This window comes from Kosakonia sp. S57, assembly GCF_016516575.1.
Lineage (GTDB): Bacteria > Pseudomonadota > Gammaproteobacteria > Enterobacterales > Enterobacteriaceae > Kosakonia > Kosakonia cowanii.
The window spans coordinates 15,809-39,179 of sequence record NZ_JACVUL010000001.1 but is presented as its reverse complement, the minus strand read 5'-3'; the positions used below and the strand labels follow the sequence as shown (position 1 = coordinate 39,179).

General features: G+C 54.9%; 22 protein-coding genes and 2 pseudogenes. 14 read left to right on the top strand and 10 right to left on the bottom strand.

Going from position 1 to position 23,371, the window contains the following annotated elements; genetic code table 11:
* Positions 1 to 23: 23 nt before the first annotated feature.
* Positions 24 to 116, top strand: a complete 93-nt coding sequence (locus tag IAE48_RS24270) for a KPN_01571 family protein (RefSeq protein WP_208864599.1) — start codon at positions 24 to 26, stop codon at positions 114 to 116.
* Between the two features lie 66 nt (positions 117 to 182).
* Here IAE48_RS24270 and IAE48_RS00215 read toward each other — a convergent pair whose 3' ends face one another.
* Positions 183 to 1,433, bottom strand: a complete 1,251-nt coding sequence (locus IAE48_RS00215) for an MFS transporter (RefSeq protein ID WP_200133082.1) — start codon at positions 1,431 to 1,433, stop codon at positions 183 to 185.
* A gap of 118 nt (positions 1,434 to 1,551) precedes the next feature.
* Between IAE48_RS00215 and IAE48_RS00210 the strand changes: the two genes are divergently transcribed.
* The 5 genes from IAE48_RS00210 (at position 1,552) to IAE48_RS00190 (ending at position 6,705) form a co-directional block, all read left to right on the top strand.
* On the top strand, positions 1,552 to 2,448 hold the full coding sequence (locus IAE48_RS00210) for a LysR family transcriptional regulator (RefSeq protein WP_200133081.1): 897 nt from the start codon (positions 1,552 to 1,554) through the stop codon (positions 2,446 to 2,448).
* A 128-nt stretch (positions 2,449 to 2,576) separates the two neighbouring features.
* Positions 2,577 to 3,797 (top strand): sugar metabolism global transcriptional regulator Mlc, encoded by a 1,221-nt coding sequence (mlc, locus tag IAE48_RS00205; RefSeq protein ID WP_200133080.1) that lies wholly within the window; start codon positions 2,577 to 2,579, stop codon positions 3,795 to 3,797.
* A 125-nt stretch (positions 3,798 to 3,922) separates the two neighbouring features.
* Positions 3,923 to 4,618, top strand: coding sequence for a dethiobiotin synthase (bioD, locus tag IAE48_RS00200; RefSeq protein WP_094419969.1), 696 nt, complete (start codon positions 3,923 to 3,925; stop codon positions 4,616 to 4,618).
* A gap of 143 nt (positions 4,619 to 4,761) precedes the next feature.
* Positions 4,762 to 5,682 (top strand): hypothetical protein, encoded by a 921-nt coding sequence (locus IAE48_RS00195; RefSeq protein ID WP_200133079.1) that lies wholly within the window; start codon positions 4,762 to 4,764, stop codon positions 5,680 to 5,682.
* Positions 5,683 to 5,742: 60 nt separating this feature from the next.
* Complete coding sequence (locus tag IAE48_RS00190) at positions 5,743 to 6,705, top strand: hypothetical protein (protein ID WP_200133078.1); 963 nt, start codon at positions 5,743 to 5,745, stop codon at positions 6,703 to 6,705.
* Positions 6,706 to 6,759: 54 nt separating this feature from the next.
* Here the strand turns inward: IAE48_RS00190 and osmV are convergent, their stop codons facing one another.
* From osmV to osmY, 4 genes are read right to left on the bottom strand one after another with little or no spacing between them, the layout of a single operon-like run.
* A complete protein-coding gene (gene osmV / locus IAE48_RS00185; protein WP_023481673.1) occupies positions 6,760 to 7,908 on the bottom strand; it encodes an osmoprotectant ABC transporter ATP-binding protein OsmV in 1,149 nt (382 codons plus the stop codon).
* Positions 7,908 to 8,555: an osmoprotectant ABC transporter permease OsmW gene (gene osmW, locus IAE48_RS00180; RefSeq protein ID WP_042715175.1), complete on the bottom strand. Its 648-nt coding sequence runs from the start codon at positions 8,553 to 8,555 to the stop codon at positions 7,908 to 7,910. The genes osmV and osmW overlap by 1 nt, the downstream gene beginning before the upstream one ends.
* Before the next feature lie 9 nt (positions 8,556 to 8,564).
* Entirely contained in the window at positions 8,565 to 9,467 is a 903-nt protein-coding gene (gene osmX / locus IAE48_RS00175) for an osmoprotectant ABC transporter substrate-binding protein OsmX (RefSeq protein ID WP_042715177.1), read from the bottom strand.
* Between the two features lie 20 nt (positions 9,468 to 9,487).
* Entirely contained in the window at positions 9,488 to 10,198 is a 711-nt protein-coding gene (gene osmY, locus IAE48_RS00170; RefSeq protein WP_042715180.1) for an osmoprotectant ABC transporter permease OsmY, read from the bottom strand.
* 426 nt (positions 10,199 to 10,624) lie between these two features.
* Between osmY and IAE48_RS00165 the strand changes: the two genes are divergently transcribed.
* Positions 10,625 to 11,644, top strand: a complete 1,020-nt coding sequence (locus IAE48_RS00165; RefSeq protein ID WP_200133077.1) for an ADP-ribosyltransferase — start codon at positions 10,625 to 10,627, stop codon at positions 11,642 to 11,644.
* 57 nt (positions 11,645 to 11,701) lie between these two features.
* Here the strand turns inward: IAE48_RS00165 and dmsD are convergent, their stop codons facing one another.
* The 4 genes and pseudogenes from dmsD to IAE48_RS00145 all read right to left on the bottom strand — a co-directional run.
* Complete coding sequence (dmsD, locus tag IAE48_RS00160; RefSeq protein WP_200133076.1) at positions 11,702 to 12,313, bottom strand: Tat proofreading chaperone DmsD; 612 nt, start codon at positions 12,311 to 12,313, stop codon at positions 11,702 to 11,704.
* 63 nt (positions 12,314 to 12,376) lie between these two features.
* Complete coding sequence (locus IAE48_RS00155; protein ID WP_200133075.1) at positions 12,377 to 13,234, bottom strand: DmsC/YnfH family molybdoenzyme membrane anchor subunit; 858 nt, start codon at positions 13,232 to 13,234, stop codon at positions 12,377 to 12,379.
* Between the two features lies 1 nt (position 13,235).
* Positions 13,236 to 13,853 carry a DMSO/selenate family reductase complex B subunit gene (locus IAE48_RS00150; protein WP_042713039.1) on the bottom strand — a complete coding sequence of 206 codons (618 nt, stop codon included), beginning with the start codon at positions 13,851 to 13,853 and terminating at the stop codon, positions 13,236 to 13,238.
* Positions 13,854 to 13,863: 10 nt separating this feature from the next.
* A pseudogene (locus tag IAE48_RS00145) lies at positions 13,864 to 14,892 on the bottom strand (molybdopterin dinucleotide binding domain-containing protein); the annotation flags it as partial.
* 311 nt (positions 14,893 to 15,203) lie between these two features.
* Here IAE48_RS00145 and IAE48_RS23960 point away from each other — a divergent pair.
* From IAE48_RS23960 to IAE48_RS00115, 7 genes are all read left to right on the top strand, one after another.
* Complete coding sequence (locus IAE48_RS23960; RefSeq protein WP_233631350.1) at positions 15,204 to 15,692, top strand: hypothetical protein; 489 nt, start codon at positions 15,204 to 15,206, stop codon at positions 15,690 to 15,692.
* Between the two features lie 74 nt (positions 15,693 to 15,766).
* Entirely contained in the window at positions 15,767 to 16,558 is a 792-nt protein-coding gene (locus IAE48_RS23955) for a site-specific integrase (RefSeq protein WP_233631349.1), read from the top strand.
* 357 nt (positions 16,559 to 16,915) lie between these two features.
* The gene (locus IAE48_RS00135; protein WP_200133074.1) at positions 16,916 to 17,569 is read left to right on the top strand and encodes a DUF4145 domain-containing protein; all 654 of its coding nucleotides are present in this window, start codon (positions 16,916 to 16,918) and stop codon (positions 17,567 to 17,569) included.
* Positions 17,570 to 18,408: 839 nt separating this feature from the next.
* Positions 18,409 to 18,906 carry a hypothetical protein gene (locus IAE48_RS00130; protein ID WP_200133073.1) on the top strand — a complete coding sequence of 166 codons (498 nt, stop codon included), beginning with the start codon at positions 18,409 to 18,411 and terminating at the stop codon, positions 18,904 to 18,906.
* A gap of 1 nt (position 18,907) precedes the next feature.
* Positions 18,908 to 19,072 carry a hypothetical protein gene (locus IAE48_RS00125; protein WP_200133072.1) on the top strand — a complete coding sequence of 55 codons (165 nt, stop codon included), beginning with the start codon at positions 18,908 to 18,910 and terminating at the stop codon, positions 19,070 to 19,072.
* Between the two features lie 366 nt (positions 19,073 to 19,438).
* Entirely contained in the window at positions 19,439 to 19,939 is a 501-nt protein-coding gene (locus IAE48_RS00120) for a hypothetical protein (RefSeq protein WP_200133071.1), read from the top strand.
* Between the two features lie 85 nt (positions 19,940 to 20,024).
* Entirely contained in the window at positions 20,025 to 21,014 is a 990-nt protein-coding gene (locus IAE48_RS00115) for a hypothetical protein (RefSeq protein ID WP_200133280.1), read from the top strand.
* Positions 21,015 to 21,829: 815 nt separating this feature from the next.
* On the opposite strand, the pseudogene IAE48_RS00110 reads toward IAE48_RS00115, so the two are convergent.
* Positions 21,830 to 23,254 (bottom strand): annotated as a pseudogene (locus tag IAE48_RS00110) (molybdopterin-dependent oxidoreductase); the annotation flags it as partial.
* Positions 23,255 to 23,371: the final 117 nt, after the last annotated feature.

The window sequence follows — 23,371 nt, the reverse complement described above, 5'->3', positions numbered from 1 at the left end:
AACGCATAACACAGCAAAAAACCATGAATCCTTTCATTTGGGTGATCTGCAGTTTAATGGCGCTTGACGCTGTGCGGGAGTTGATGGGCGCAAGCTCCGTCTTTGCGCTTTTCTAGCCCTTTTCCGCACTACATTGCAATAAAAAAGCCCCGCTTGCGCAGGGCCTGTCTTCCTTATACGCGCTAGTGCAGACGCGCGTGCAGCCTTGTGCCGACCAGCAGGGCGAGCACCAGCATCGCCGCGATAAACCCGCCGACGCCGTTCCAGCCATAGCTGTGCCAGAAGACGCCGCCTAAGGTTCCTGCCACGCTCGATCCAAGATAGTAGCTGAAGAGATAGAGCGACGAGGCCTGGCCTCTGGCGCGCTTAGCGCGTGGGCCAATCCAGCTGCTGGCAACGGAGTGTGCGGCAAAAAAACCGCTGGTAAAGAGCAGCATGCCGATAAAGATCGCCCACAGCGACGAGAAGAGCGTCAGCAGTAAACCGAGCAGCATGATTGAGGTAAAGGCGATCATCACCGGGCCGCGGCCATATTTGCTGGTCATCGCGCCCGCTTTTGGCGAACTCCAGGTGCCGGTCAGATAGGCCACCGAAAGCAGGCCAACCACCGCCTGGCTCAGCATCCACGGGGATTGCATCAGGCGATAACCAATATAGTTAAACAGCGTGACAAACGACCCCATCAGCAAAAAGCCTTCGAGAAAGAGCAGCGGCAGGCCGCGATCGCGCCAGTGCAGACGGAAGTTAATCAGCAGCGTTTTTGGCCGCAGCGAAGAGGGGCGAAAGTGGCGCGAGGGGGGCAAAATCTTCCAGAACATCAGCGCCGAAGCCAGCGCAAAGCAGCCAATCACCGCTACTGCCACCCGCCAGTTAAAGAAGTCGGTAAAAACACCGCTCAGCAGGCGGCCGCTCATGCCGCCGATGGAGTTCCCGCTGATATAGAGCCCCATCGAGAAGGCGACAAAACTGGGGTGGATCTCTTCACTCAGGTAGGTCATACCGACCGCCGCCACGCCGCTGAGGGAGAGCCCCACCAGCGCGCGCATCACCAGAATGCCGTGCCAGCTGGTCATCATCGTTGAAAGCAGCGTGCAGCACGACGCCAGAAGCAGCGCGGTAACCATCACATTTTTGCGCCCGATTGCATCTGATAACGGCCCGGTAAAGAGCAGGCCAATCGCCAGCATGGCGGTAGAAATAGAGAGGGAGATACTGCTGCTGGCGGGCGAAACACCGAACTCATGGGAGAGCACCGGCAAAATGGGCTGAACGCAGTAGAGCAGGGCGAAGGTCGCAAGCCCGGCGGAGAAGAGCGCCAGCGTGACGCGCATAAATTGGGGAGTACCACGTTTAATAAACTGCCCGGACTGAGCGACGGGTTTTTCGTTAACGATGTGTGTCGGTTCGCTATCAACCGTTGTTGTACGACTCACTTGGGATCCTTACCTTTTTGGCCCGTCATTACGGGGACAGGCTTACCACGGCGTAAGGGTATGAAAGCGGCAATATTCTGTCTAATATATTAATAATCTCAAATAATACTTTAAAAATATGAATATCGAACTGCGCCACCTGCGTTACTTTATCGCCGTGGCGGAAGAGCTCCATTTTGGTCATGCCGCCGCGCGGCTGAACATCTCGCAGCCGCCCCTGAGCCAGCAAATTCAGATCCTCGAACAGCAGGTCGGCGCGCGGTTGCTGGCCCGCACAAATCGTAGCGTCTCATTGACCCCGGCCGGCCGCCAGTTTCTGGCCGACAGCCGGCAGATCTTAAACCAGGTGGATGAAGCCGCCGCCCGTGCGCTACGTTTGCACCAGGGCGAAACAGGCGAGTTACGCATTGGCTTTACCTCCTCCGCACCCTTTATTAAAGCGGTCTCAGATACCCTCTCTTCCTTTCGCCAGCGCTACCCGGATGTGCATATCCAGACGCGAGAGATCAATACCCGCGAACAGATAGCGCCACTTAATGAGGGAACGCTGGATCTCGGTTTGATGCGCAACACCCCGCTGCCGGAGACGCTGGCGTGGGAGGTGATCCTGCGCGAGCCGCTGCTGGCGATGGTTCCGCGTAACCACCCGCTGGCAACACGCACGGCCGTCTCGCTGCACGAGCTGGCGCAGGAGCCATTTGTCTTTTTCGATCCCCATGTCGGTACCGGCCTGTATGACGATATCCTCAGCCTGATGCGGCGCTACCAGCTGACGCCTCGCATCGCGCAGGAGGTGGGCGAGGCGATGACCATTATCGGCCTGGTGGCCGCAGGGCTTGGCGTGTCGATTTTGCCCGCCTCGTTTCACCGCGTTCAGCTCAGCGAGATGTGCTGGATACCGATTGTGGAAGAGGATGCCGTCTCGGAGATGTGGCTGGTGTGGTCAAAACACCAGGAGCAGGGGGCAGGGGCGGCGCGTTTCAAACAGCAGCTCCTTGACGCGGCAAACGGCTGAATTTCGCCCATAACGGCGGGCAAAATGTGCGTTAAATCACAAGCATGGGTAAATATTTGACGACAGCCGTTAAGTGTTTCACCATAGCCGAATGTTTATTTCGAAGCGCGAAAATAAGGGAGTATGAGGTGGTCGCTGATAGCCAGCCGGGGCATATTGATCAAATAAAGCAGACCAATGCGGGCGCAGTCTATCGCCTCATCGACCAGCTTGGCCCGGTCTCGCGTATCGACCTCTCCCGGTTAGCGCAGCTGGCCCCGGCAAGCATCACCAAAATTGTGCGCGAAATGCTGGAAGCCCATCTGGTGCAGGAGACGGAGATCCAGGAGCCGGGCAGCCGCGGGCGTCCGGCGGTCGGGCTGGTGGTCGAAACCGAAGCCTGGCACTACCTCTCGCTGCGTATTAGTCGTGGCGAAATTTTTCTCTCCCTGCGCGATTTAAGCAGCAAGCTGGTGGTCGAGGATCGTCTCGATCTTCCTTTAACCGCCGCCGAACCCTTGCTCATCCGCATCATTACCCATATCGATCAATTTTTTACCCGCCATCAGCACAAGCTTGAGCGGCTGACGGCAATCGCTATCACGCTGCCGGGCATTATTGATACGGAAAATGGCATTATCCACCGCATGCCTTTCTATGAGGACGTGAAGGAGATGCCGCTCGGCGAAGCGCTGGAGGCCCATACCGGCGTGCCGGTCTATGTGCAGCATGACATCAGTGCCTGGACGATGGCGGAAGCGCTGTTTGGCGCCTCTCGCGGCGCGCGGGATGTGATTCAGGTGGTGATCGATCATAACGTCGGTGCCGGGGTGATCACCGATGGACGCCTGCTCCATGCGGGCAGCAGCAGCCTGGTGGAGATTGGCCATACGCAGGTCGATCCCTACGGCAAGCGCTGCTACTGCGGCAACCACGGCTGCCTGGAGACCATCGCCAGCGTGGAGAGTGTGCTGGAGCTGGCGCAGCTGCGCATGAGCCAGTCGATGAGTTCGATGCTGCACCAGCAGCCCTTAACAGTGGAGTGGCTCTGCCAGGCGGCACAGCAGGGCGATCTGCTGGCAAAAGATATCATCAGCGGCGTCGGAGCGAATATCGGGCGCATTCTGGCCATCATGGTCAATTTGTTCAATCCGCAAAAAATATTGATTGGCTCGCCGCTAAGCCTTGCGGCAGAAGTGCTGTTTCCTACCATTACCGACTGCATTCGCCAGCAGGCGCTACCCGCGTACAGCCAACATATCTCCGTTGAGAGTACGCAGTTCACCAATCAGGGCACCATGGCGGGTGCCGCGCTGGTAAAAGACGCGATGTATAACGGATCGCTGCTGATTCGTTTGTTACAGGGGTAACATTTTTACCCAGTCGCGATAAAAATTGCGCTATCTCAAATTGAGCCTCCACCACTTCCCGTAGACTTTCTGCTCTGAATTATATTTCCGGTTTATATTTTCGTTGCTTAACGGTGGAGTTACTTATGCTTAAGCGTTTCTTTGTTACGGGTACAGACACTTCTGTCGGGAAGACAGTGGCGTCCCGCGCGCTGCTCCAGGCGCTGGCTGCCAGCGGCAAAACGGTGGCAGGTTATAAGCCTGTTGCAAAAGGAAGTCAGGCAACGCCGGAAGGGCTGCGTAATAAAGACGCGCTGGTGCTGCAAAGTGTCTCCTCCCTCGAACTGCCTTACAGCGCCATCAATCCGATTGCGCTGAGCGAAGAGGAGAGCAGCGTGGCGCACAGCTGCCCCATCAACTACACCCTGCTGTCGAACGGGCTGGCCGATTTGTGTAAGCAGGTCGATCACGTCGTTGTCGAAGGCACCGGCGGCTGGCGCAGCCTGATGAACGATCTGCGCCCGCTCTCCGAGTGGGTGGTGCAGGAACAGATGGCGGTGGTGATGGTGGTAGGGATTCAGGAAGGGTGCCTCAACCATGCACTGCTTACCGCGCAGGCGATCGCCAGCGATGGCCTGCCGCTGATTGGCTGGGTAGCAAACCGCATCAACCCGGGCCTTGCGCACTATGCCGAGATCATCAACGTGCTGAGCAAAAAACTGCCCGCGCCGCTGGTGGGCGAGCTGCCTTACCTGCCGCGCCCGGAACAGCGCGACCTCGCCCACTATATCAACCTGCAGATGGCCACCGGCATGCTGATCGCCGATCGCGTGCTGGCCTGAGCCCATTTTTGATCGTTCGCCGGACAGGGCTAATGCCTGTCCGGTCTATGTGACCCCCTGTGCTCATTTACCCATGAAACTTCTGAAAGCGCGCTTCACACACTCAGGCCATAGCTACGCTTAACGGAAAATCACTTCCGGAGATGAAGCTTATGTATGCTTATGCAAAAGAGAAAACCAAGCCTCAATATCCTGCACAAACTGCCGCGCCTTCAGAAGAGGAAATCCTCGAACAACTCCGGTTTAATAATTTCCCTAAGGATGATCTCAAAACCATCCTCGATAAAATAAAGCAGCTTAATCCCAAATTAAAACAGCCCCACCTGCTGGTTGCGAAATATCGCTCAGGTGCCGCTGCAAACAGCCAGGGTAGCGCAAATGCTGCCTCATCCAAAAGTGCGTCATCAGCAACGACTGGGGGATACAAATTTTCCAGCGATATTGTGGATGGCGCGCTCTACTTATATGCCATTAACAAAGGTGCTCTGTTTATAAACTCGCTTATCAGAAAGGCAAAAGGACAGGATATTGATATTCCTGACTCGACAAAACTGGCGCGAGAAGCCAAAAGAGAGTTTGAAGTCGGCACAAATCCTGCGGCTTTTGCGCCCGGGATAGATATAAAGCGCGTCATCAAAACGTTAAGTGAAAAAAGCAATGCCGTAGCCATCATGAACCAGGCCGCAGAGGAGGCGAAATCCAGCGGTATGAATACCTATTACAGAGGGACAAAACACCGCCCCGTTCTCAACGCCATCGGGCCTGGTGTGTTAGTCAGCGCCAATTTTCTTATGTCGGTCACTCAGGATAAGAAAACGGCAGAAAAATTCTCCTCGGGTAAATATAACTCACTTGCAGATTTGGATGAGTTTGGTGTGATATACGACATCACGGGCAATCCAAAAGATTTTAAATATGGCGATGCCATTGAAAAAGAGAGTATTTTCCCCGTTGGCACGAAGTTTAAATATATTGGTCGTACCGGCGCCACTTATCGCTTTGTTGAGCAGTCGGCGGCGGAGGTGAAAAAATATAAGGGTGATATTTACAGGCTGTACAGATAACAATCCTGGCGGTTGTTCAGCGGGGCGAACGGGTAAATTAAAGCGCCGGGAGAGAAACTGATGTATGCCTATGCAAAAGAGAAAGCCAGGCCGCAAAATCAAGGCAGCGCCGGGTCATCTTCTGAAGACGAAGCGGAAGATACCGCGCGCAACCTTATTGCAAAACAGGCGCGGCGCGCTGGCCTCGCAAAATCTCTCCAGACCTACCAGCAAGTATTTCAGGCGATCTACAACGTTCATGGCGGCACGGTATACAAAGAGATCTGGTACGCGCTTGGCGACACCGTCCCCTTAAACAGTACGGCGATGATAACCGCTGAACATATGGCGGCGATTGCGGATTTTATTGTCGCCCGGGAAAAGATTGTGCACTCCATCTATACCAGCACGACGCCGGACAATATTCCGATGGATGTGACGAAGGTGAAAGATGCGCTGCAAAAAATCCCCTTTCCGGTGCTTAATAAGGCCATCTCTCTGGGGCAGTTTATAACCGCGACAAACGACAATATTACCAACCATGCTGGCCGTCGCAGTTTGAAAAACGTTACGCCAAGAGGCTGGGCGCAGGGGCAGACGTGGTCGTCCGTGCCGGGTATCGGCGCTATCGGGAAAATGGCGGCGCAGGGTATTCATCCTGACGAAACCATTGTGTCATTGAGTAAAGACAAATACGGTGAGTGGGTGCCAGCAACGAACCACAGCTCGACTAACTTAGTGCTGCATGAATATGCCCACGCGATTGATCGTAGCTTTGGCGAAAAAGCGTTAATGGGGCCAAAGGGCACGGGCGAAGCGGGCGATTATTTAAGTAAACGAGCCAGTTTTATTGCTGCCTGGGAAAAAGATCTGGGCAACACAACGCCGGAGTCATTCGAGAACTACTACTGGCAGGGCGGCACCAGCGGCGGGGCGGAAGAGGCGTTTGCCGAAGGCTTCAGCGATTTGTACGGTAAGACGGAGTACCGGAAGTGGCCGAATATCAAAGCTTATCTTGCACGCAAAATGAAATCGGTGACCTGAAGGCGCTAACCGGGGCTTATCCGGCCTGCGGTTAACGCCATTTGGCAAATTTGCTTAACTCTCGCTATGGATCGCCAGCGCCCGGCGCGTTTTCCCGGAGCTTAAATACTCGGCGATGTAATCCTGCGAAATCTCGCCGTTATAGCGACCCTCTTCATCCACGATGGGCATCCAGCTGGTGTTACTCTCATAGAGCCGAGAAAGCACCACGCGCAGGTTATCCTCCGCTTTACCGGTGATACGGAACGGGTGCAGCAGCGCAGCGCAGTCGCGGGCATCATGTCGCGCTTCGCGGCGTTTGACGAAGCCGAGCGGTTTACCCGCGCCGTCGACCACCGTTACGGCACGCATATCGTTATCATCCATAATGGCGAACGCCTCAGCGGCCGGGGTCGATTCCCGCACGGTGATGGTCGGTTGCTGATCGGTCACGTCCCCGGCTGATACCAGCAGCAGGCGCTTGAGCGTCCGGTCCTGGCCAACAAACGAGCCGACAAACTCATTCGCCGGCTTTGCCAGCAGCTCATCAGGGCTGGCGCACTGCACAATGCGTCCCTGGCGGAACACCGCAATGCGGTCGCCGAGCTTTAACGCTTCGTCGATATCGTGGCTCACCAGCAGCACCGTCTTTTTCAGCGCGCGCTGCATTTCAAGAAACTGGTTCTGGATCACTTCGCGGTTGATCGGGTCGACCGCGCCGAAGGGTTCATCCATCAGCAATACCGGCGGATCGGCCGCCAGCGCGCGGATCACGCCAATACGCTGCTGCTGGCCGCCGGACATCTCGCGCGGGTAGCGGTGAAGGAACTTTTTCGCATCAAGCGCCACCATCTCCATCAGCTCTTCTGCGCGGCTTTTACAGCGCGCTTTATCCCAGCCCAGCATGCGCGGCACCACGGTAATGTTCTCTTCGATGGTCATATTGGGAAACAGGCCAATCTGCTGGATCACATAGCCGATATTGCGCCGCAGGGTCACGGTATCCATGCCGCTGGTGTCTTCACCGTTAATCAGGATCTTGCCGCTGCTTGGCGTAATCAGGCGGTTAATCATCTTCAGCGTCGTGGTTTTGCCGCAGCCAGAGGGGCCGAGCAGCACGCACATTTCGCCTTCCGGCACCATCAGGTTGACATTGTCGACGGCATTCACACTCTGGCCGTTCTTCTGCGTAAATTGTTTGGTCAGATTTTCCAGTTTAATCATTATCGAATCCCCTTCGGCGTCAGCACGATTTGTAAGCGGTGCAGTAACCAGTCGAGCACAACGGCCAGTAAACAGATCATCACCGCGCCGGCAATCAGCATGCGAATATCACTCCCGCCGATGCCGTTCAGCAACAGCAGCCCCAGCCCGCCCGCGCCAATGACGGCGGCGATGGCCATTACGCCAATATTCATCACCACGGCGGTACGGATCCCGCCGAAAATCACCGGCAGCGCCATCGGGATCTCCACCCAGCGCAAACGTTGCCAGAAGGTCATGCCAATCCCGCGCCCCGCTTCACGCAGCCCCGGCGGCAGGCTGTCGAGAGCGGTGTGGGTGTTACGCACAATCGGCAGCAGCGAGTAGAGAAATACGGCGGTAATGGCCGGTAGTGCGCCAATCCCCTGGCCGACCAGTGAAAAGAGCGGGATCATCAGGCCAAACAGGGCAATGGACGGAATGGTCAGCACCAGCGTCGCCAGGCCAAGCACCGGCGTTGCCAGCCATTTGTGGCGCACAATCAAAACCCCCAGCGGCACACCAATAATTATCGCCATACCCACCGCCAGCAGTACCAGCCAGAGGTGCTGGAAGGTGAGGGTGGCGAGGTAGCCGGCGTTGTCCATCATGTAGTGAATCGTGTCCATAGGCTCTCCTTACAGCAACCCTTTCTCGCGCAGGAAGTCGCGGGCGACCTGCTGCGGCGTCTGGTGATCAATATCGACTTTCGCGTTGAGGGAGATAATCACCTCGTTGTTCAGCAGGCCGGAGAGGGTATTGAGCGCCTCTTCTAAGCCTGGGTTGGCTTCAAGGGTGTCTTTACGCACCACCGGCGTAACCGCATAGCTCGGGAAGAAGCCTTTATCATCCTCCAGCGTTTTCAGGTCGAAGCCCTTCAGGCGGCCATCGGTGGTGTAGACCAGCCCGGCATCGACGAAACCGTCGCGGATGGCGTTATAGACGAGGCCAGGATCCATCTGGCGGATTTGCGGGCGATCCAGCTCCATGCCATAAGCCTGCTGCAACGGCTTCATGCCGTCGCTGCGCCCGGCGAACTCCAGGTCGAGACCCAGCAGCCAGTTCTTTTTCGGGTTGGTTTTGCGGATCGCTTCAATCTTCGCCACCATCTGCGACATGGTGGTGATGTGCTCAGCCTCGGCGCGTTTACGCTGCATGGCGAAGGCATAGGTATTGTTCATATTGGCCGGGTTAAGCCACACCAGGCCGTGTTTCGCATCGAGGCGTTTAACGGTGTCGTAGGTCTCCTGTGCCGACATCCGTTTGTTGATGTGGTTAAAAATAATCAGCGAGGTGCCGGTATACTCCCAGGTCATATCAACCTGCTTATTGATCATCGCGTTGCGTGAAATCACCGTTGCGATATTGGTCTGCGGCTGCACCTGAAAGCCTTTTTTCTGCAAATACTGCACGGTAAGGGCCGACAAAATATGCTGCTCGGTAAAGCTTTTGGTCGCCACAACCAGCGGTGCCGCATGGGCGCTGGCGGTGAGCAGCGCCGTTGCTGCCAGCCAGCCCAGCGTATGAAAAAGTCGTTTCATCACTCTTCCTCTTATTGTTATCACGCCGTGTGCGGGCTAAGAAGACGGCCCAGCGCCGCCAGCAGGGTATCGAGGATCAGGGCGAACAGCGCCGTGGCGGCTGCGCCTAAAATCAGCGTCGGGAAATCGTTGAGGTAGATGCCGGGGAAGATCAGTTCGCCATAGCTGCTGGCGCCAATCAGAAATGCCAGCGGTGCAGTACCGACGTTAATTGCCGTCGCAATTCGCACTCCGGAGAGGATCACCGGCAGGGCATTCGGCAGCTCCACCTGGCGTAAACGCTGCCATTTGGTCATGCCAATTCCGTTCGCCGCTTCGATTAACGAGGCGGGTACCGAGCAGAGCCCGGCATAGGTGTTGCGCACAATCGGCAGCAGCGAAGCAAGAAACAGCGCGATGATCGCTGGCGTATCGCCAATGCCAATCACCACCATCGCCAGAGCCAGCACCGCCAGCGGCGGCAGCGTGTTGCCGACGTTAAAGATCTGCATCACATACTCGGCAACCCCGCGTGCGGCGGGGCGGCTAAGGGCGATACCGCTGGGAATACCGACTAAGAGTGCAAAAAACATTGAGCTGAACACCAGAATCAGGTGCTGTTGCCCGAGGTAAATCAAATCCACCTGGCGGGCTTTTATCGTCTCCAGCCCGACGCCCCAGGTAATCAGCGCCAGTATGGCGACAATCCCGGCGATGAAAAGCAGTGCGCGGGTAAGCATGGAAGTCTGCATTGCAGTGTCTCTCCCTGTTTGCATGCGTTATGGCAACGGCAAGTTGCATGTTGTTATGCCATGTTCGGCAGGGTGCTTTGAGCTATAGCAAGCGTGCGGGAATGCTTCCAGTTCTGAGGCTGCTTTTTAAAACCCAGCGGCAGGCGGCTTTTGCACACTAAGCCTTACCGCGTACAGGCCGAACGGAATATTAAAGAATTGTCTTAAAAGCGAAGCGGCAGAGGTGACGGTGTCACTAATGTGATTGCCGGGATAAACTATTCCGGCGCGTGAAAGGGCGCAAAATCACCGTAACAGCCGGTTTAACGCAGCGGCGAATAAAAACAGGTTGATGAGAACTCTTAAAAAATAAGCTCTGTTTATACCGGGCACATATCCTTAAACCAACCCGGTTATCGTCATAAAACCTTGCGAGGAGGCAACAGCATGTATGCTTCAGCGACAAAAAAGCCACTCAGCTCCTGGGCAGGAAAAGGGAGTCAGGGATCCTATGCAGAATCATCGCCGCTTTCATCACTGCATCAGGTTTCAGGTAAACACTCAGCCGCGTCGTTCAATGAGAACAAATCACAAAAAATCGCTGAAGTGGTGAATAAAATCACCTCATCGCATGCCGCTCCTGGCAGAAAAACGTCGCCCAATAGGGCATTAAACTCAGATGTCGTAAACAGCTTTGAGTCGCGCGGCCACCATGAAGCAGTGCGGATCTTCACCTTGCCGGACAGCCAGCTTGGTCGGCAATTACCTGCACTACCTTCCTCGGCGGAGCTAGGTTTAACGGAGAGCGAAATTTCGGCCATCAAGGTCTACACATCAAGTAACTACACCCTGCTTAATAAATATGAAAGAAGCAGGAACATGGAAAACTATGAAGTCGAAAAGCTTGTTAACACACTGATAAAAAATGGATTTTTAAAATCCGGCTTTGTGGGGAAAGAGTCTCTGGAAAGCGGAGTGAAAAATTTTAACCAGGTGCTGGATAGATCCAGAAAAAAACACCCCTCAAATGAAAGTTTCGGCAATGTGGTTGTGCGCGGTATTGGTTTCGATTATCCCTTTGGCGAAAAAGAGGCGAGGCAATACGCCACTGTCGGGGCTGTCATTGGGCAAAAAAGTTACACCAGCACCAGCGTCAGCACACCCTATTTAAATACCCATCTTCTGATCCTTGAAGCGCCGCCAGAAGCCGAAGGGCACTGGATTGCGCCAACCTCTGTGTTGCCCCAGGAGGATGAGATACTGTTTGCCCCCGGCGTGAAAATCAAAATCAAAGATGTGGTTGACGTTAATGAGTTTGGCAGTGCTGATGTGATGAGTTCCGTTTTCAAGCGGTTTCATATATCGGGCGAAATCAGGCAGTCACCTGTGTTTAAGAGCCTCAAGGAACCGCATCACTACATTAAAAAATATATCTATGGTGAGCTGCTGCCGCAAAAGTCCAGATGAGCAGCTGTTTCAGAAGCGTTTCTTAAAAAAATCCGGCCTGAGCGGCCGGAAAAGGTGTTAACGGAAGAGCGCTTTTTGCGCTATCGGCATCAGCAAGTTTGCCCGCCACTCTGCCAGCGTAAGCTGTGCCAGCCGGGCGAGCGCCTGCCAGAAAGGGTGCTGCGCCTGCTCCTCCAGCACGGCAAGAAAGCGGCCCGACCACGGCAGCAGATGCCACGCCAGAAGCTCATCGCAGGCCTGCGTCTTTCCCTGCTCCGCCAGCCAGGCCGCCAGCATCAGCAGGGTGCCGATATGATCCTCCGGCTCGTTTTGCTGCATCTCGAAAGCAATATTGTTGTCGCGCAGCCACTGGCGCAGGGCCAGCGTCGAGTCGCCAAACAGCACGCACTCTTTATCCAGCCATACCGATCCCCACGGCGGTGCTGGCAGCGCCCACGGGCCGATAAACAGCCGTTGCCAGGCATCGGTTAACGGCTCTTCGCCATCCGCTGAAAATTGTTCAGCCAGCGGGAGCAGCAGGCTTTGCGCCAGCGGCCATGACGCCATCCACGCATTGTGCGTAAAGGCGCTGACCAGCGGCGCAGCAGGTTCGCTCTCCGGCGGATAGTAAAAGAGGGCGCCGAGCACGCGGGCGGTGAAAATAAACGATTCACGCTTCTCAACTGTCATGGTATTTCCCAAAAAGTGCCGAAGGCCGGACAAGCGTTCACCGCTATCCGGCTCCGTAATCGATCACCCGGCAACGGCGACGCCAACGGTCATATGCAGCCCGTAAAAGAGGCCGCGGCCAATCAGTTCCCCGGCAACCACCAGCACAAACCCAACCAGCAGGCTACTGACGCGCGGCTGCCTGCGCAGCACCAGCGGGCAGATCCAGCAGCCCAGCCCAAGCGCTAAAAGCAGCAGTCGCAGCGCCTGGAGTAAGCCGTAATCCGGGATCAGCGCTGTAGCCTGCTGCACGGAAGAGTGGGTTTCGCCAAGCTGCATGCTCTGCATCATCACCACCGCTGCGCTTGCCAGCAGCGCGATCGCGCTTATCGCCGCAAAACGGGAGGCCGGAAAGCGTATGCCGACAAGGCGCAGCAGCAGTGCGGCGAGCAGCGGGCCGCCAATCAGCATGGTGAGGAAGAAGCTGGCGGTGGTGTAGCCGTTATGCCAGGTCGGCACGGTTTCAATCTGATAGACCCGCGTCATCGCCCAGACAAACAGCACGCCAGAGACCATGCTGATCAGCAGCCAGATGCGCCCAAGGCCAGCAGGCATTTTGCCCAGCCAGTTCAGCAGCCACCAGATGCCGCCGATGGCAAAAAAGAGCGATCCAGCGGCAATCTCATTACTCAACGCAGAGGCGCCAATACGGTTTAGGGAGTTAAAGGCGCGCAGCGGCGAGCCGAGGTGCATCATCGAGGCGACAAAGCCGATGCCCATCAGCAGCCAGAGGAAAAACTGGCTGCGGACAATATGCAACTGACCGCGGCGATCGCCCTCATTGGCCATCCATACCAGGCCGGTGCCAATCACACCGCCCGCCACGCACTGACCGAGCACCGTAAAGAGCACCAGCGGCCATTCATGCCATCCGTTTCCCATTTCATACCTCCTGTGGATTAGCCAGATAGCCGCTTGTGTCCCCGGTCGGGCGGCTGTTGGCGTTGGGTTTGATGACAATATTTGGCCGGGTAAAGTGCGCCGCCGGAATGGGCGCGACCGCCGCCAGCGTGCCGTGCTTTTTACGCAGTGTCTCAATCGGACCAAAATCAAGGGCGCGCAGCGGGCAGGACTCGACGCAGATCGGCTTTTTGCCCTCCGCCACGCGCTCATGGCAACCGTCGCACTTGGTCATGTGACCTTTCGCCGCATTGTATTGCGGCGCGCCGTACGGGCAGGCCATATGGCAGTAGCGACAGCCGATACAGACCTCTTCGTCGACCACCACAAAGCCATCTTCGCGTTTATGCATCGCGCCGCTGGGGCAGACTTTGGTGCAGGCCGGATCCTCACAATGGTTACAGGAGAGGGAGAGATAGTAGGCAAAGACGTTTTGCTGCCAGACGCCGTTATCCTCCTGCCAGTTGCCGCCCGCGTACTCATAGACGCGGCGGAAACTGACGTCCGGGGTTAAATCTTTGTAATCTTTACAGGCCAGTTCGCAGGTTTTACAACCGGTGCAGCGGGCAGAATCAATAAAAAATCCATACTGGGTGCTCATCGGCTACTCCTCAAACCTTTTGAATGTCGACCAGATTGGTGTGCTGCGGGTTGCCTTTCGCCAGCGGCGAAGGGCGGTGCGTGGTCAGCGTATTGACGCAGCCGCCGTGATCGACGCGATCGCCCGCCATATCCGCCTGGTGCCACGCACCCTGACCCATGGCGCTGACGCCCGGCATAATGCGCGGCGTCACTTTCGCCGCAATCCGCACTTCGCCACGGTCGTTAAACACGCGCACCAGATCGCCGTTCTTAATCCCGCGCCGTTCGGCATCAAGCGGGTTGATCCACACCTCCTGGCGGCAGGCCTCTTTCAGCACATCAATGTTGCCGTAGCTGGAGTGGGTACGCGCTTTGTAGTGAAAGCCGAAGAGTTGCAGCGGGAAGGTGGCGCGTGCCGGATCGTCCCAGCCTTCAAAGGTGGAGGCATAGACCGGCAGCGGGCTTATCACCTCATCCTTTTGCAGTTCCCAATGGGTTGCGATCTCCGCCAGCTTGCTGGAGTAGATCTCAATTTTGCCCGACGGCGTATTCAGCGGGTTGGCCTGCGGGTCATCACGGAATTTTTTATAGGCAACGAAGTGGCCGTTCGGATCCTTGCGCTTGTAGATCCCCATCTCTTTCAACGCCTCGTAGGAGGGCAGCGCGGGATCTTTCTCTACCATTCTGGCGTAGAGATATTTCAGCCACTCCTCCTGCGTGCGCCCTTCGGTGAAGCGCTGGTGGATATCCGGCCCAAGGCGGCGGGCGATCTCGCTGGTGATCCAGTAGATGCCTTTGCGCTCGAACTTTGGCGCGGTGACCGGCTGCAGGAAGATGAGATAGCCCATGTTACCGGCGTAGTCGTTGGGGATAATATCCTCCTGCTCAACGGTCATCAGATCCGGCAGCAGGATGTCGGCGTACATCGCTGACGAGGTCATAAAGTTCTCAATCACCACGATCGTCTCGCACTTGCTCTCATCCTGCAGCACATCGTGAGTGCGGTTGATGTCGCCGTGCTGGTTGACGAGCGTGTTACCGGCATAGTTCCAGATGAACTAGGGTTGAGGGGGACTTGAAGCATTGACTCAACGATGCTTAAGGTTCTGATATGATTGATATTAATGACAATACCACTGGATGGACATGCAGTCCTTTACCTGTGTCTCCCTATCTGTATTGCCACCAGTCCTCACCTGAGGCTGACACAAAGCTGACACAAGTTAGCAGACCAGCCAAACAGCTTCTCGCTAAGCCACAGCTAGTCCGTAGAGCCAACGGTCGCTACACTATTCGTTTCAGACTCAAAGGGGACACCAAGCCCTTTCTTTCAGTCTCAACCCGCAGCACAGACAGGAGAGTCGCCACGATGCGTCAGAGAGAGCTAGCCGCCACAGCTAAGGCATTCATGCTGGATAGACCTGAAGTCTCGCTACAGGAGCTTACAGAGCACCTGAGGTCTATGGCTGAGCAGTTCCTCACAGACGCCAGTGATGACTACTGGAATGGGGTAGAGGTTGCGACTCTTGTTGACGAGAAGGCCAACCTTAAGGAGCTGGCTGCTACACAGGCCTTGAGTCTCGACCAGCAGAAGGGCATACGGTTAGCGCTTGAAGTCCTGACCGCAGCACAGCAGAGAGTCGACACTGGTGATACCTCTGGTCTGATTGAGCTGATTGATGATGGTGAGGGTAATAACCCTCCTAATCACTCAACTATAGGCGACGCTGTGTCGATTCTGGAGGAAGAGCAGGAGGTCAGCCAGCCAGAATTAACAGAGAGTCATCAACCTGAAGTCGCTATCTGTAGTTTTCTGAGCTTGTGTCCTCACTGCTGGCTGAGAAGGTGCAGACCCTGAAGTCGTCCAGCTACAGAGACCTCTCGGCCTCGCTAAACAGTGTCTCCCGCTTCCTGACTGCGGAGATGGACATCATGTCCCGATCTGACTGGCTGGCTGTGAGAGACGCTATGCTGGCTGCTGAGGTGAGACCATCGACGATTAACAAGCTGCTGACCAAGGCCAAGATGTGTCTGGACTATGGGCTGATGAATGGACAGCTTGAAGGTCGCAACCCGATAGAGCGACTGAAGCTGACCAAGGACACCGACTCCAAGCGCAGAGCGTTCACAGACGAGGAGCTGGAGAGACTTCTGGCAAGAGTTGAGGCTGAGTATCAGTACACGAGACACACGGCTCACACGACATCTGATGCCCGTAGATGGGCGACTCTGGTCTCTGTGGTCACTGGCGCTCGGGCTGCTGAGGTCTGCCACCTGACTAAGCGTGACATTGTAACCTTGGACAATGGGCTGATCTGTATCGACATCAACGAGAATGGCGACGGTAAGTCTGTGAAGAACAAACATTCAGTACGACTCGTGCCGCTGACCGATGGTGCCTGTGGTCTAGACCTCCAGTCCTTCCTGACGTGGGTAGACACCCGTCCTGACGATGGTTCGCTTTTTGGTATGACATCCAGTGCCTACTCCAGCTGGTTCAACTCTAGGGTCTTGACTGAAGCTCTACCAGACTCCAGTAACGTGTCTCTGCATAGTCTGAGGCATTGGCTGGCGACACGAATGAAAGAGTGTGGAGTCAATCTGGTAGACGCTCAGGGCATCTTAGGTCATAGCTCACAGTCCATCACCTATGACCTCTATGGGAAAGGACATGCGGTTGGGCGGTTGGCTGATGCGTTGAAGCTGGCACTGGTGGAAATGTGAGTATGGAAATCTTCTTCGGTGTCTTCGTGACCGTAGCCGTCATGATCGCAGGGGTTATATGTTCCAGTTTACGCAGGCAGCAGCGGACCAAAGAGGCTATTAGAATCTTACGTGAGTCCTGCGGCTGGAAAATCGTGATGCTGGCAGACAATGAGTTTTACATAGCGGTTTTAGATGAGGTGGTAGACGCTAAACGGCTACAGAGACTAGCGGGTACGTTGGCTCCAGTGAAGCGCTGATAGCGCAACGATGAGTCCGAAGTGGCGACTTTATGCAGCTTGTGAGAGACCGTAGAAAGACTGAGGGTGTTAATGCTATGGTATCCAATAGATGATAATTAGGAGGAGACTGGAGTAAATGGCAATACCGTTTGAGGCACCTGAGTTTGAAAAAGAAGCTTTTAACTGCCCGTATTGTAATGCTTTCGCTCAACAACGATGGCAACAGCTTTATTATTACAGCAGTGGTTCAAGTGTTCCTATGTACACAGCAACATGCAACCATTGCCAGCATAAAAGTTACTGGTTTGAGGAAAGGTTAATCATTCCTGCCGCGAGTGGAGTAGAGTTACCAAATCCGGATATGCCTGACGACTGCAAGTCCGACTACATGGAAGCCAGAAGCATTGTTAACCTGTCTCCTAAAGGCGCTGCCGCGCTTCTGCGTTTATGTCTTCAGAAGCTTATGGTCCATCTCAAGGAGCCGGGTGAAAACATCAATACTGATATTCGGTCCCTCGTTAAGAAAGGGCTACCTGTACGCATCCAGCAGGCCGCAGACATTTGCCGAATCGTTGGAAATCAGGCAGTCCATCCGGGAGAGATAAATCTTGATGATGACCCGAAGTTAGCCCATGGTCTCTTTAAGTTACTGAACATTATTGTCGATGATCAAATTACGAGACCGAAAGAGCTTGAAGATATGTTTCTAAGCATGCCTGAAGGCCCGCGCCAAGGTATTGAGAATCAGGATAAGAAGGCGAGGGAGCAGCAGCAGGCCGCTAAAAAGTAAGATTAGGTTCTGCTAGGAGGCTTCATACGCTCGGAAGACAAGCCCTACCTAACTCGTTGAAAGTAATGCTTTTTCGATTAAAATATCACTATAGGGACATACCCACATTCATTTAGTCTCAGGCTTCCGGTAGCGGACCGATTGGAAACCATCCGCAGACGCCTAGTGTTAAATCACCTTGGCCTGAGACCATTATCTTTTAACGTAAGTTATCTTCCCTTTTGACAGGCAGGGAGCAGGAGACCACATCCGACTTTAAGTTGGCTCTGTGATAATCGCTGCGCGGATAACTGAAGAACCAAGACACAGTAGTGAGCAAGCTACAACTCATTACTGAGGTCTGCCATCCATTGTGGACAGGCGGAAACTCAAAGAGGTTAGACCAGTGGTGTCTGAGGTTGGACCTTTGAGTTCTGACCAGCAGGCTTAAGGAGACCATGGGTTTGTCTTGTTATGGGTTGTGTTATCACAATCCCAATCAGAATAACTTTAAGTCCAGCCTCCAGTCCTGCTAACCCGAAGTAAACTATGGTCGCTATGATTTGGTCTCCATACTTCGGGTCTCTCTCAGGAGGTTCTAAAAGCGTTCGCGTCAAGTTCTCCGAAGTTCATTTCTGTTTGATTAAACTATCACTATAGGGACCATAACCTCGCACCTTTCCACTTTCGAAAGTGCATCACCTCTGGTCATCGCAGACCATCGCTAGTTAGCTAGCCATCCTCAATCACCTCAAGTCATTCTGTTTGCGTCCTGTTGCCTGCTGGTCTCCCTTTGCGTGGGGTCTTGAGTAGGTCAGTAGGGTGCGACTTCAGGGTGCAAACAAAAGGAGTTCACGTAAATGTCTCAACAAGAATACACCATCCATATCTTCGGACAGGACATCACCAGTCAGAACGCATTGTTCCGACTGGATGAGATACGCCGGGTAGGCATTCAGATTGGTAAAGTAGCCGACAACCGTAGTACCGAGGTCGCTCGCTTCATGAGGACTAAGGCTGGCAAGCATATGATAAACCCAAAAAGTGGGTTAATCCGGTTAATCCGAATGGGTGAACTAGGTTCTGCATGGCTGGCTACCCCGGTCGCTGCTGTAGAGTTCGGGCGCTGGCTAGACTTCGAGTACGGACTGGCAGTCTCTGAAGCCTTCGTGTCTATGACCTCCAGCGCCACTGTGCAGGCTGCTGTAGCGTCTGCTGAGGACATAAAGTCCGAGACTAAAGCATTAATCCAGCTTCACCGCACAGGCCTCTACATCGCCGGACGTGAGGTCTCAAGGGCTGAATATACCGACTATCAAGCTGTGACCGCTGGTCGCTGCAAATGGGGAGGACTCTAAGATGAACTTTAAGCCGAACGAAGAAGACCGCCAGCATAGCCAGATTCTCGGTCAGCATTATGACGATATGGCTGAGGACTGGAGACTGGACGCCCTCATGGATGAGACCAACGAAGCTGAAGACTCCAGGCTCATGGAGCTGGAGGGTCTCACCGATGACGACTAAACAGATGATTGACCCTCGCACACCTATCGGCAGGGCGACCCTACGCTACCGTGGTCTGCCTACTCGGCACCTCCTGTCACTCCTCCACCTTGGACTCGATGATACTGAGCGTCCTTACTACAGCCGTGACGAGCTGATAGCAATGCTGGTCGACCGTGATTTGAATAATCAGTTACGTCGAGCCTTTGCAAAACTGGACCCTGCCAGCCCTGAGTCGCTAGCAAGCTAGCAGTCCTAAACCGTTAGTAGCTCGCCTACTCACTACCCTAATTTAAACCCTTTGAGATGACCGATGCGGGGAGACGCCGCAGGACTAAACACGCCTGTGGTCGACCGATAGTCTCAACACTCAAAGGAGTAAAATTTATGTTATTCAATAACCAAGACTGGAAACTGTCAGTCACCGACATCAATCTCTACGAGAACACTGTGTCTTTAGATGGTCAGTCCTATCCGCTGTCATTCGCGCTTAAGACCCTCATTCCGGGCTACCTGTCCGGCCTGCCTGTTACCAGCCGTGAGTCTATGGAGCTGCTGGAGCTGCTGGAGCTGCTGGCTGAAGCTGGTGTGACCCTCTCCAACTTCTTCAGTAATGACCTGCTGACAGCCTATCAGCGCCGTCAGATGAACAAGCGGGCAGCAGAGGAACGCGTTGCTAAAGAGCTGGCTTCTCAGGAAGAGCGTACCCGTGAAATGTTCATGACCGAGGCCGAGTGGCAGAAAGAGCTACAGCGCCGCGAGAAGGTCAAGGCTGAGCGTCGGGCATATGGTGAGAGCCTCCGCACTGCTACTCAGTCCGCTGGTCGCTCCCGTGCTGCTATCGTCGCTGACCTTGAGTCCGGCGGTAACTGGATGGACAGCCTTTAAGACAACCACACACAGTCTCTGACCAAGTGCTGGGGACTTCAAGTATTTAAACTAATTCAGGAGATTGATTATTATGACTATGACTATGACTATGACTAAAGACGCTTTCCAGTTTGGCATTGAGCCAGCCCGCATCACCGACACTGACAACCTTCAGGTTAACGAGGGTCTCCCGACTAACGCAGACCCGCAAGTCTATGCCTATACGCTGGCTAAGACTGTTAAGGCCATGCTGAATGGTGTGCTGAAATCCGCTCAGGATAACATTCCGTTCCCGGTTGAGATTCTGCCAACCAGAAATAGCTTACCGACCCCAATCATTGCTCACACTCTGGCTGACCGCTCTGTGCTGGTCCCTGTCCGTGGTGGTGAGAGACCTCAGGTCGTGACCGCTCCGTCTGGTCAGGAGATTACCGTAGAGCCTATTGAGCAGGCTATCCTCGTGTCCCACCAGACCAAGCTATGGGACGCCAAGTCCTCTACTGGTTTCACCTCTGGTACGCTCCAGCAAGACGCCATGAACATCTGCGAGAATGTTGTCCGTACTATCAACTCTCGTATGGTCGATGTGCTGGAGTCCTCTAAGCTATTGAAGACCGTAGAGCTGGAAGTCCTGACGGGCAGTCTGACCGCTAAGGCAGACTCCATCATGGACGCCCTGTACGAGAACACTGAGTCTTCTTTCGGTTCTGAGGTTAGCGACTATGGAATCCTCGCTCATGAGTCTCAACTTAAGGCTCTCTCTCGTCTGGCTGCAAAGCAGGGCTACAACGGTGAGGACGCTATCGTCGATATGCTGGGGACGGACATAGCCTATTACAACGGTGAAGACCGAGGCGTCTTTATGCTGGCTAAGCGTTTTACCTGCCTGAGCTTCGGTTGCTTCCGTCATGATGGGGAAAACATTACTGCGGTCTTATCCAGAGATGGTGACTCTCAGTCCCACGACCTTGAAATCTTCGGTAAGGTCTTCGTTGTCGCTGAGGCTGCTACGACCATCAAGATGGGGACTGGTAGCGCGACCGCTGTCCTGCCTGTAGTCAAACGCCTGAGCTTTACCAAGGCCAGTAGCTGAGCGGTGGCTGAGGAGCAGCAATGGGTAAGAGTATTAGTAAAGGCCTGAAGTCCATCGCTAAGAGTGTGACTGGAGGTTTTAGCGCTGGTGGTGGGGCTTCGGCTCCGCTTCCTGTTGCAGCGCCTCCGGTCGCTTTGCCGGACGACACACAGCAGCCTGTAGTCGAGACTCTGGGTGAGGACTCCGAGAAGACTCCAGGCCGTGCCATTGGCAAGTCTGGTCTGAATATCAGCAGGACTTCAGGTGGTGGCTTATCAATATGATTAACTAACTTTGGTCTGGACTTCCGTAACTGGAGGTCTAGGCCTTATTTTGTACTAGTTATCTAGTTCGTGAGTACATAACATATGAGGAGGACTTTATGTCTATGACCACATCAGACCTGAAGTCCTTCCTGCTTCTCGTCTATAAACTCGTATTCCTCTCTGTAGGCCTCTATCTGGTTCTCTCCGGGCGACTCAGTGTAAGTGTATTCGACACTCTGTCCAAGGCCGTAGGGACGCTTCTCGGGGTCTAGATTCAAGTCTAAGACCGATGGCTGGTTGACCAGCGATGGTTTTTTGACTGAAAAATGTGAGACCTCCCTTCAATACATTAAGCCAGCAGACTTCCCCGTAGCCCACCTCCAGTCCTGACAGAAAGGCCCTGGGTCATATAGATGTCTGAATGTCTATATCTCTGGACTTCTGGGTGTCTGGACGTCTAAACTCTGACACAAAGCTGACACAAGGATGACACAAAGTCTTGACTCAATGTCCGACCTGAGGCCTACTGTAGCCTCTCTTCAAGTCTTCCCGACCTCTAACCGACCTCTTGTAGTTCCAGATGAACTTAATCGGCACATCGAGCTTCTCTTTACCGCGCACGCCGTCGCGCGTCGCCGTCATCTCCGGCCCGCGGGCGATGGCGTCGGTCCAGCTAAAGCAGGAGATGGCGGTTTTTACCGGGTTCTCCGGCATCGGCATCCGCTCGATGGTGATGGTATAGGTTGACTCCCGCGCGCCGCTGTTGCCGCCGTTAATGCCGACATTGCCGGTGAGGATCGGCAGCATGGCGATCGCACGGGCGGTCAGCTCGCCGTTGGCCTGCCGCTGCGGGCCCCAGCCCTGGCAGATATAGGCCGGTTTGGTGCTGCCAATCTCTCTGGCGAGCTTAATGATTTTGTCTGCCGGAATGCCGGTAATGCGCGATGCCCACTGCGGCGTTTTTGCTACGCCGTCATCGCCCTGACCGAGAATATAGGCTTTGTAGTGGCCGTTTGCCGGTGCACTGGCGGGCAGGGTTTTCTCGTCGTAGCCGACGCAGTAGTTATCGAGGAAGGGCTGATCGACCAGGTTTTCGCTGATCAGCACCCAGGCCATACCGGCGACCAGCGCGGCGTCGGTGCCGGGACGGATCGGCACCCACTCATCTTCGCGTCCGGCGGCGGTATCGGTATAGCGCGGGTCAATCACCACCATTCGCGCATTGGAGCGTTCGCGCGCCTGCTCGAGAAAGTAGGTAATGCCGCCGCCGCTCATGCGGGTCTCCGCCGGGTTGTTGCCGAACATCACCACCAGCTTGCTGTTTTCAATATCGGAGGTGCTGTTCCCTTCGTTGGAGCCGTAGGTGTAGGGCATCGCGCAGGCGATCTGCGCCGTGCTGTAGGTGCCATACTGGTTGAGAAAGCCGCCGTACATCGCCATCAGGCGGGCGACGAGCGAGGCGGACGGGGATGAGCGGGTAATGTTGCCGCCGACGATGCCGGAGGAGTAGTTGATATAGACCGCTTCGTTGCCATATTTGTCCACCACCCCTTTCAGGCGGCTGGCGATGGTGTCGAGGGCTTCGTCCCAGCTGATGCGCTGAAACTTGCCTTCGCCGCGTTTGCCGACGCGTTTCATCGGATAGTTGAGGCGATCCGGGTGATTGATACGCCGCCGGATAGAGCGGCCGCGCAGGCAGGCGCGCACCTGATGGTTGCCATACTGATCTTCGCCGGTGTTATCGGTTTCGACCCAGTAGACCTCCTCATCGCGCACATGCAGACGCAGGGCGCAGCGGCTGCCGCAGTTGACCGAGCAGGCTCCCCAGACCACTTTATCCGGCGCGGGTTGCATCGCCTGTTGCACCGCGGCAGCGGCGGAGCGCATACCAAACGGAAGAGAAAAACTGCTTGCTGCCAGCGCTAACGATCCGAGGGCGGTCGACTTTACCAGCGTTCGTCGGCTGATACCCCCGGCATATTCCGTCTTCGACATGACTCACTCCATTATTATTTTTTAAATAAAAACTTACCCGCGCAAATTAAAAGCAGGCTAATGATGGAGGTATGGTAATCATTAAGGAGTAGGGGAATGTTATGCACGATCAAAGAG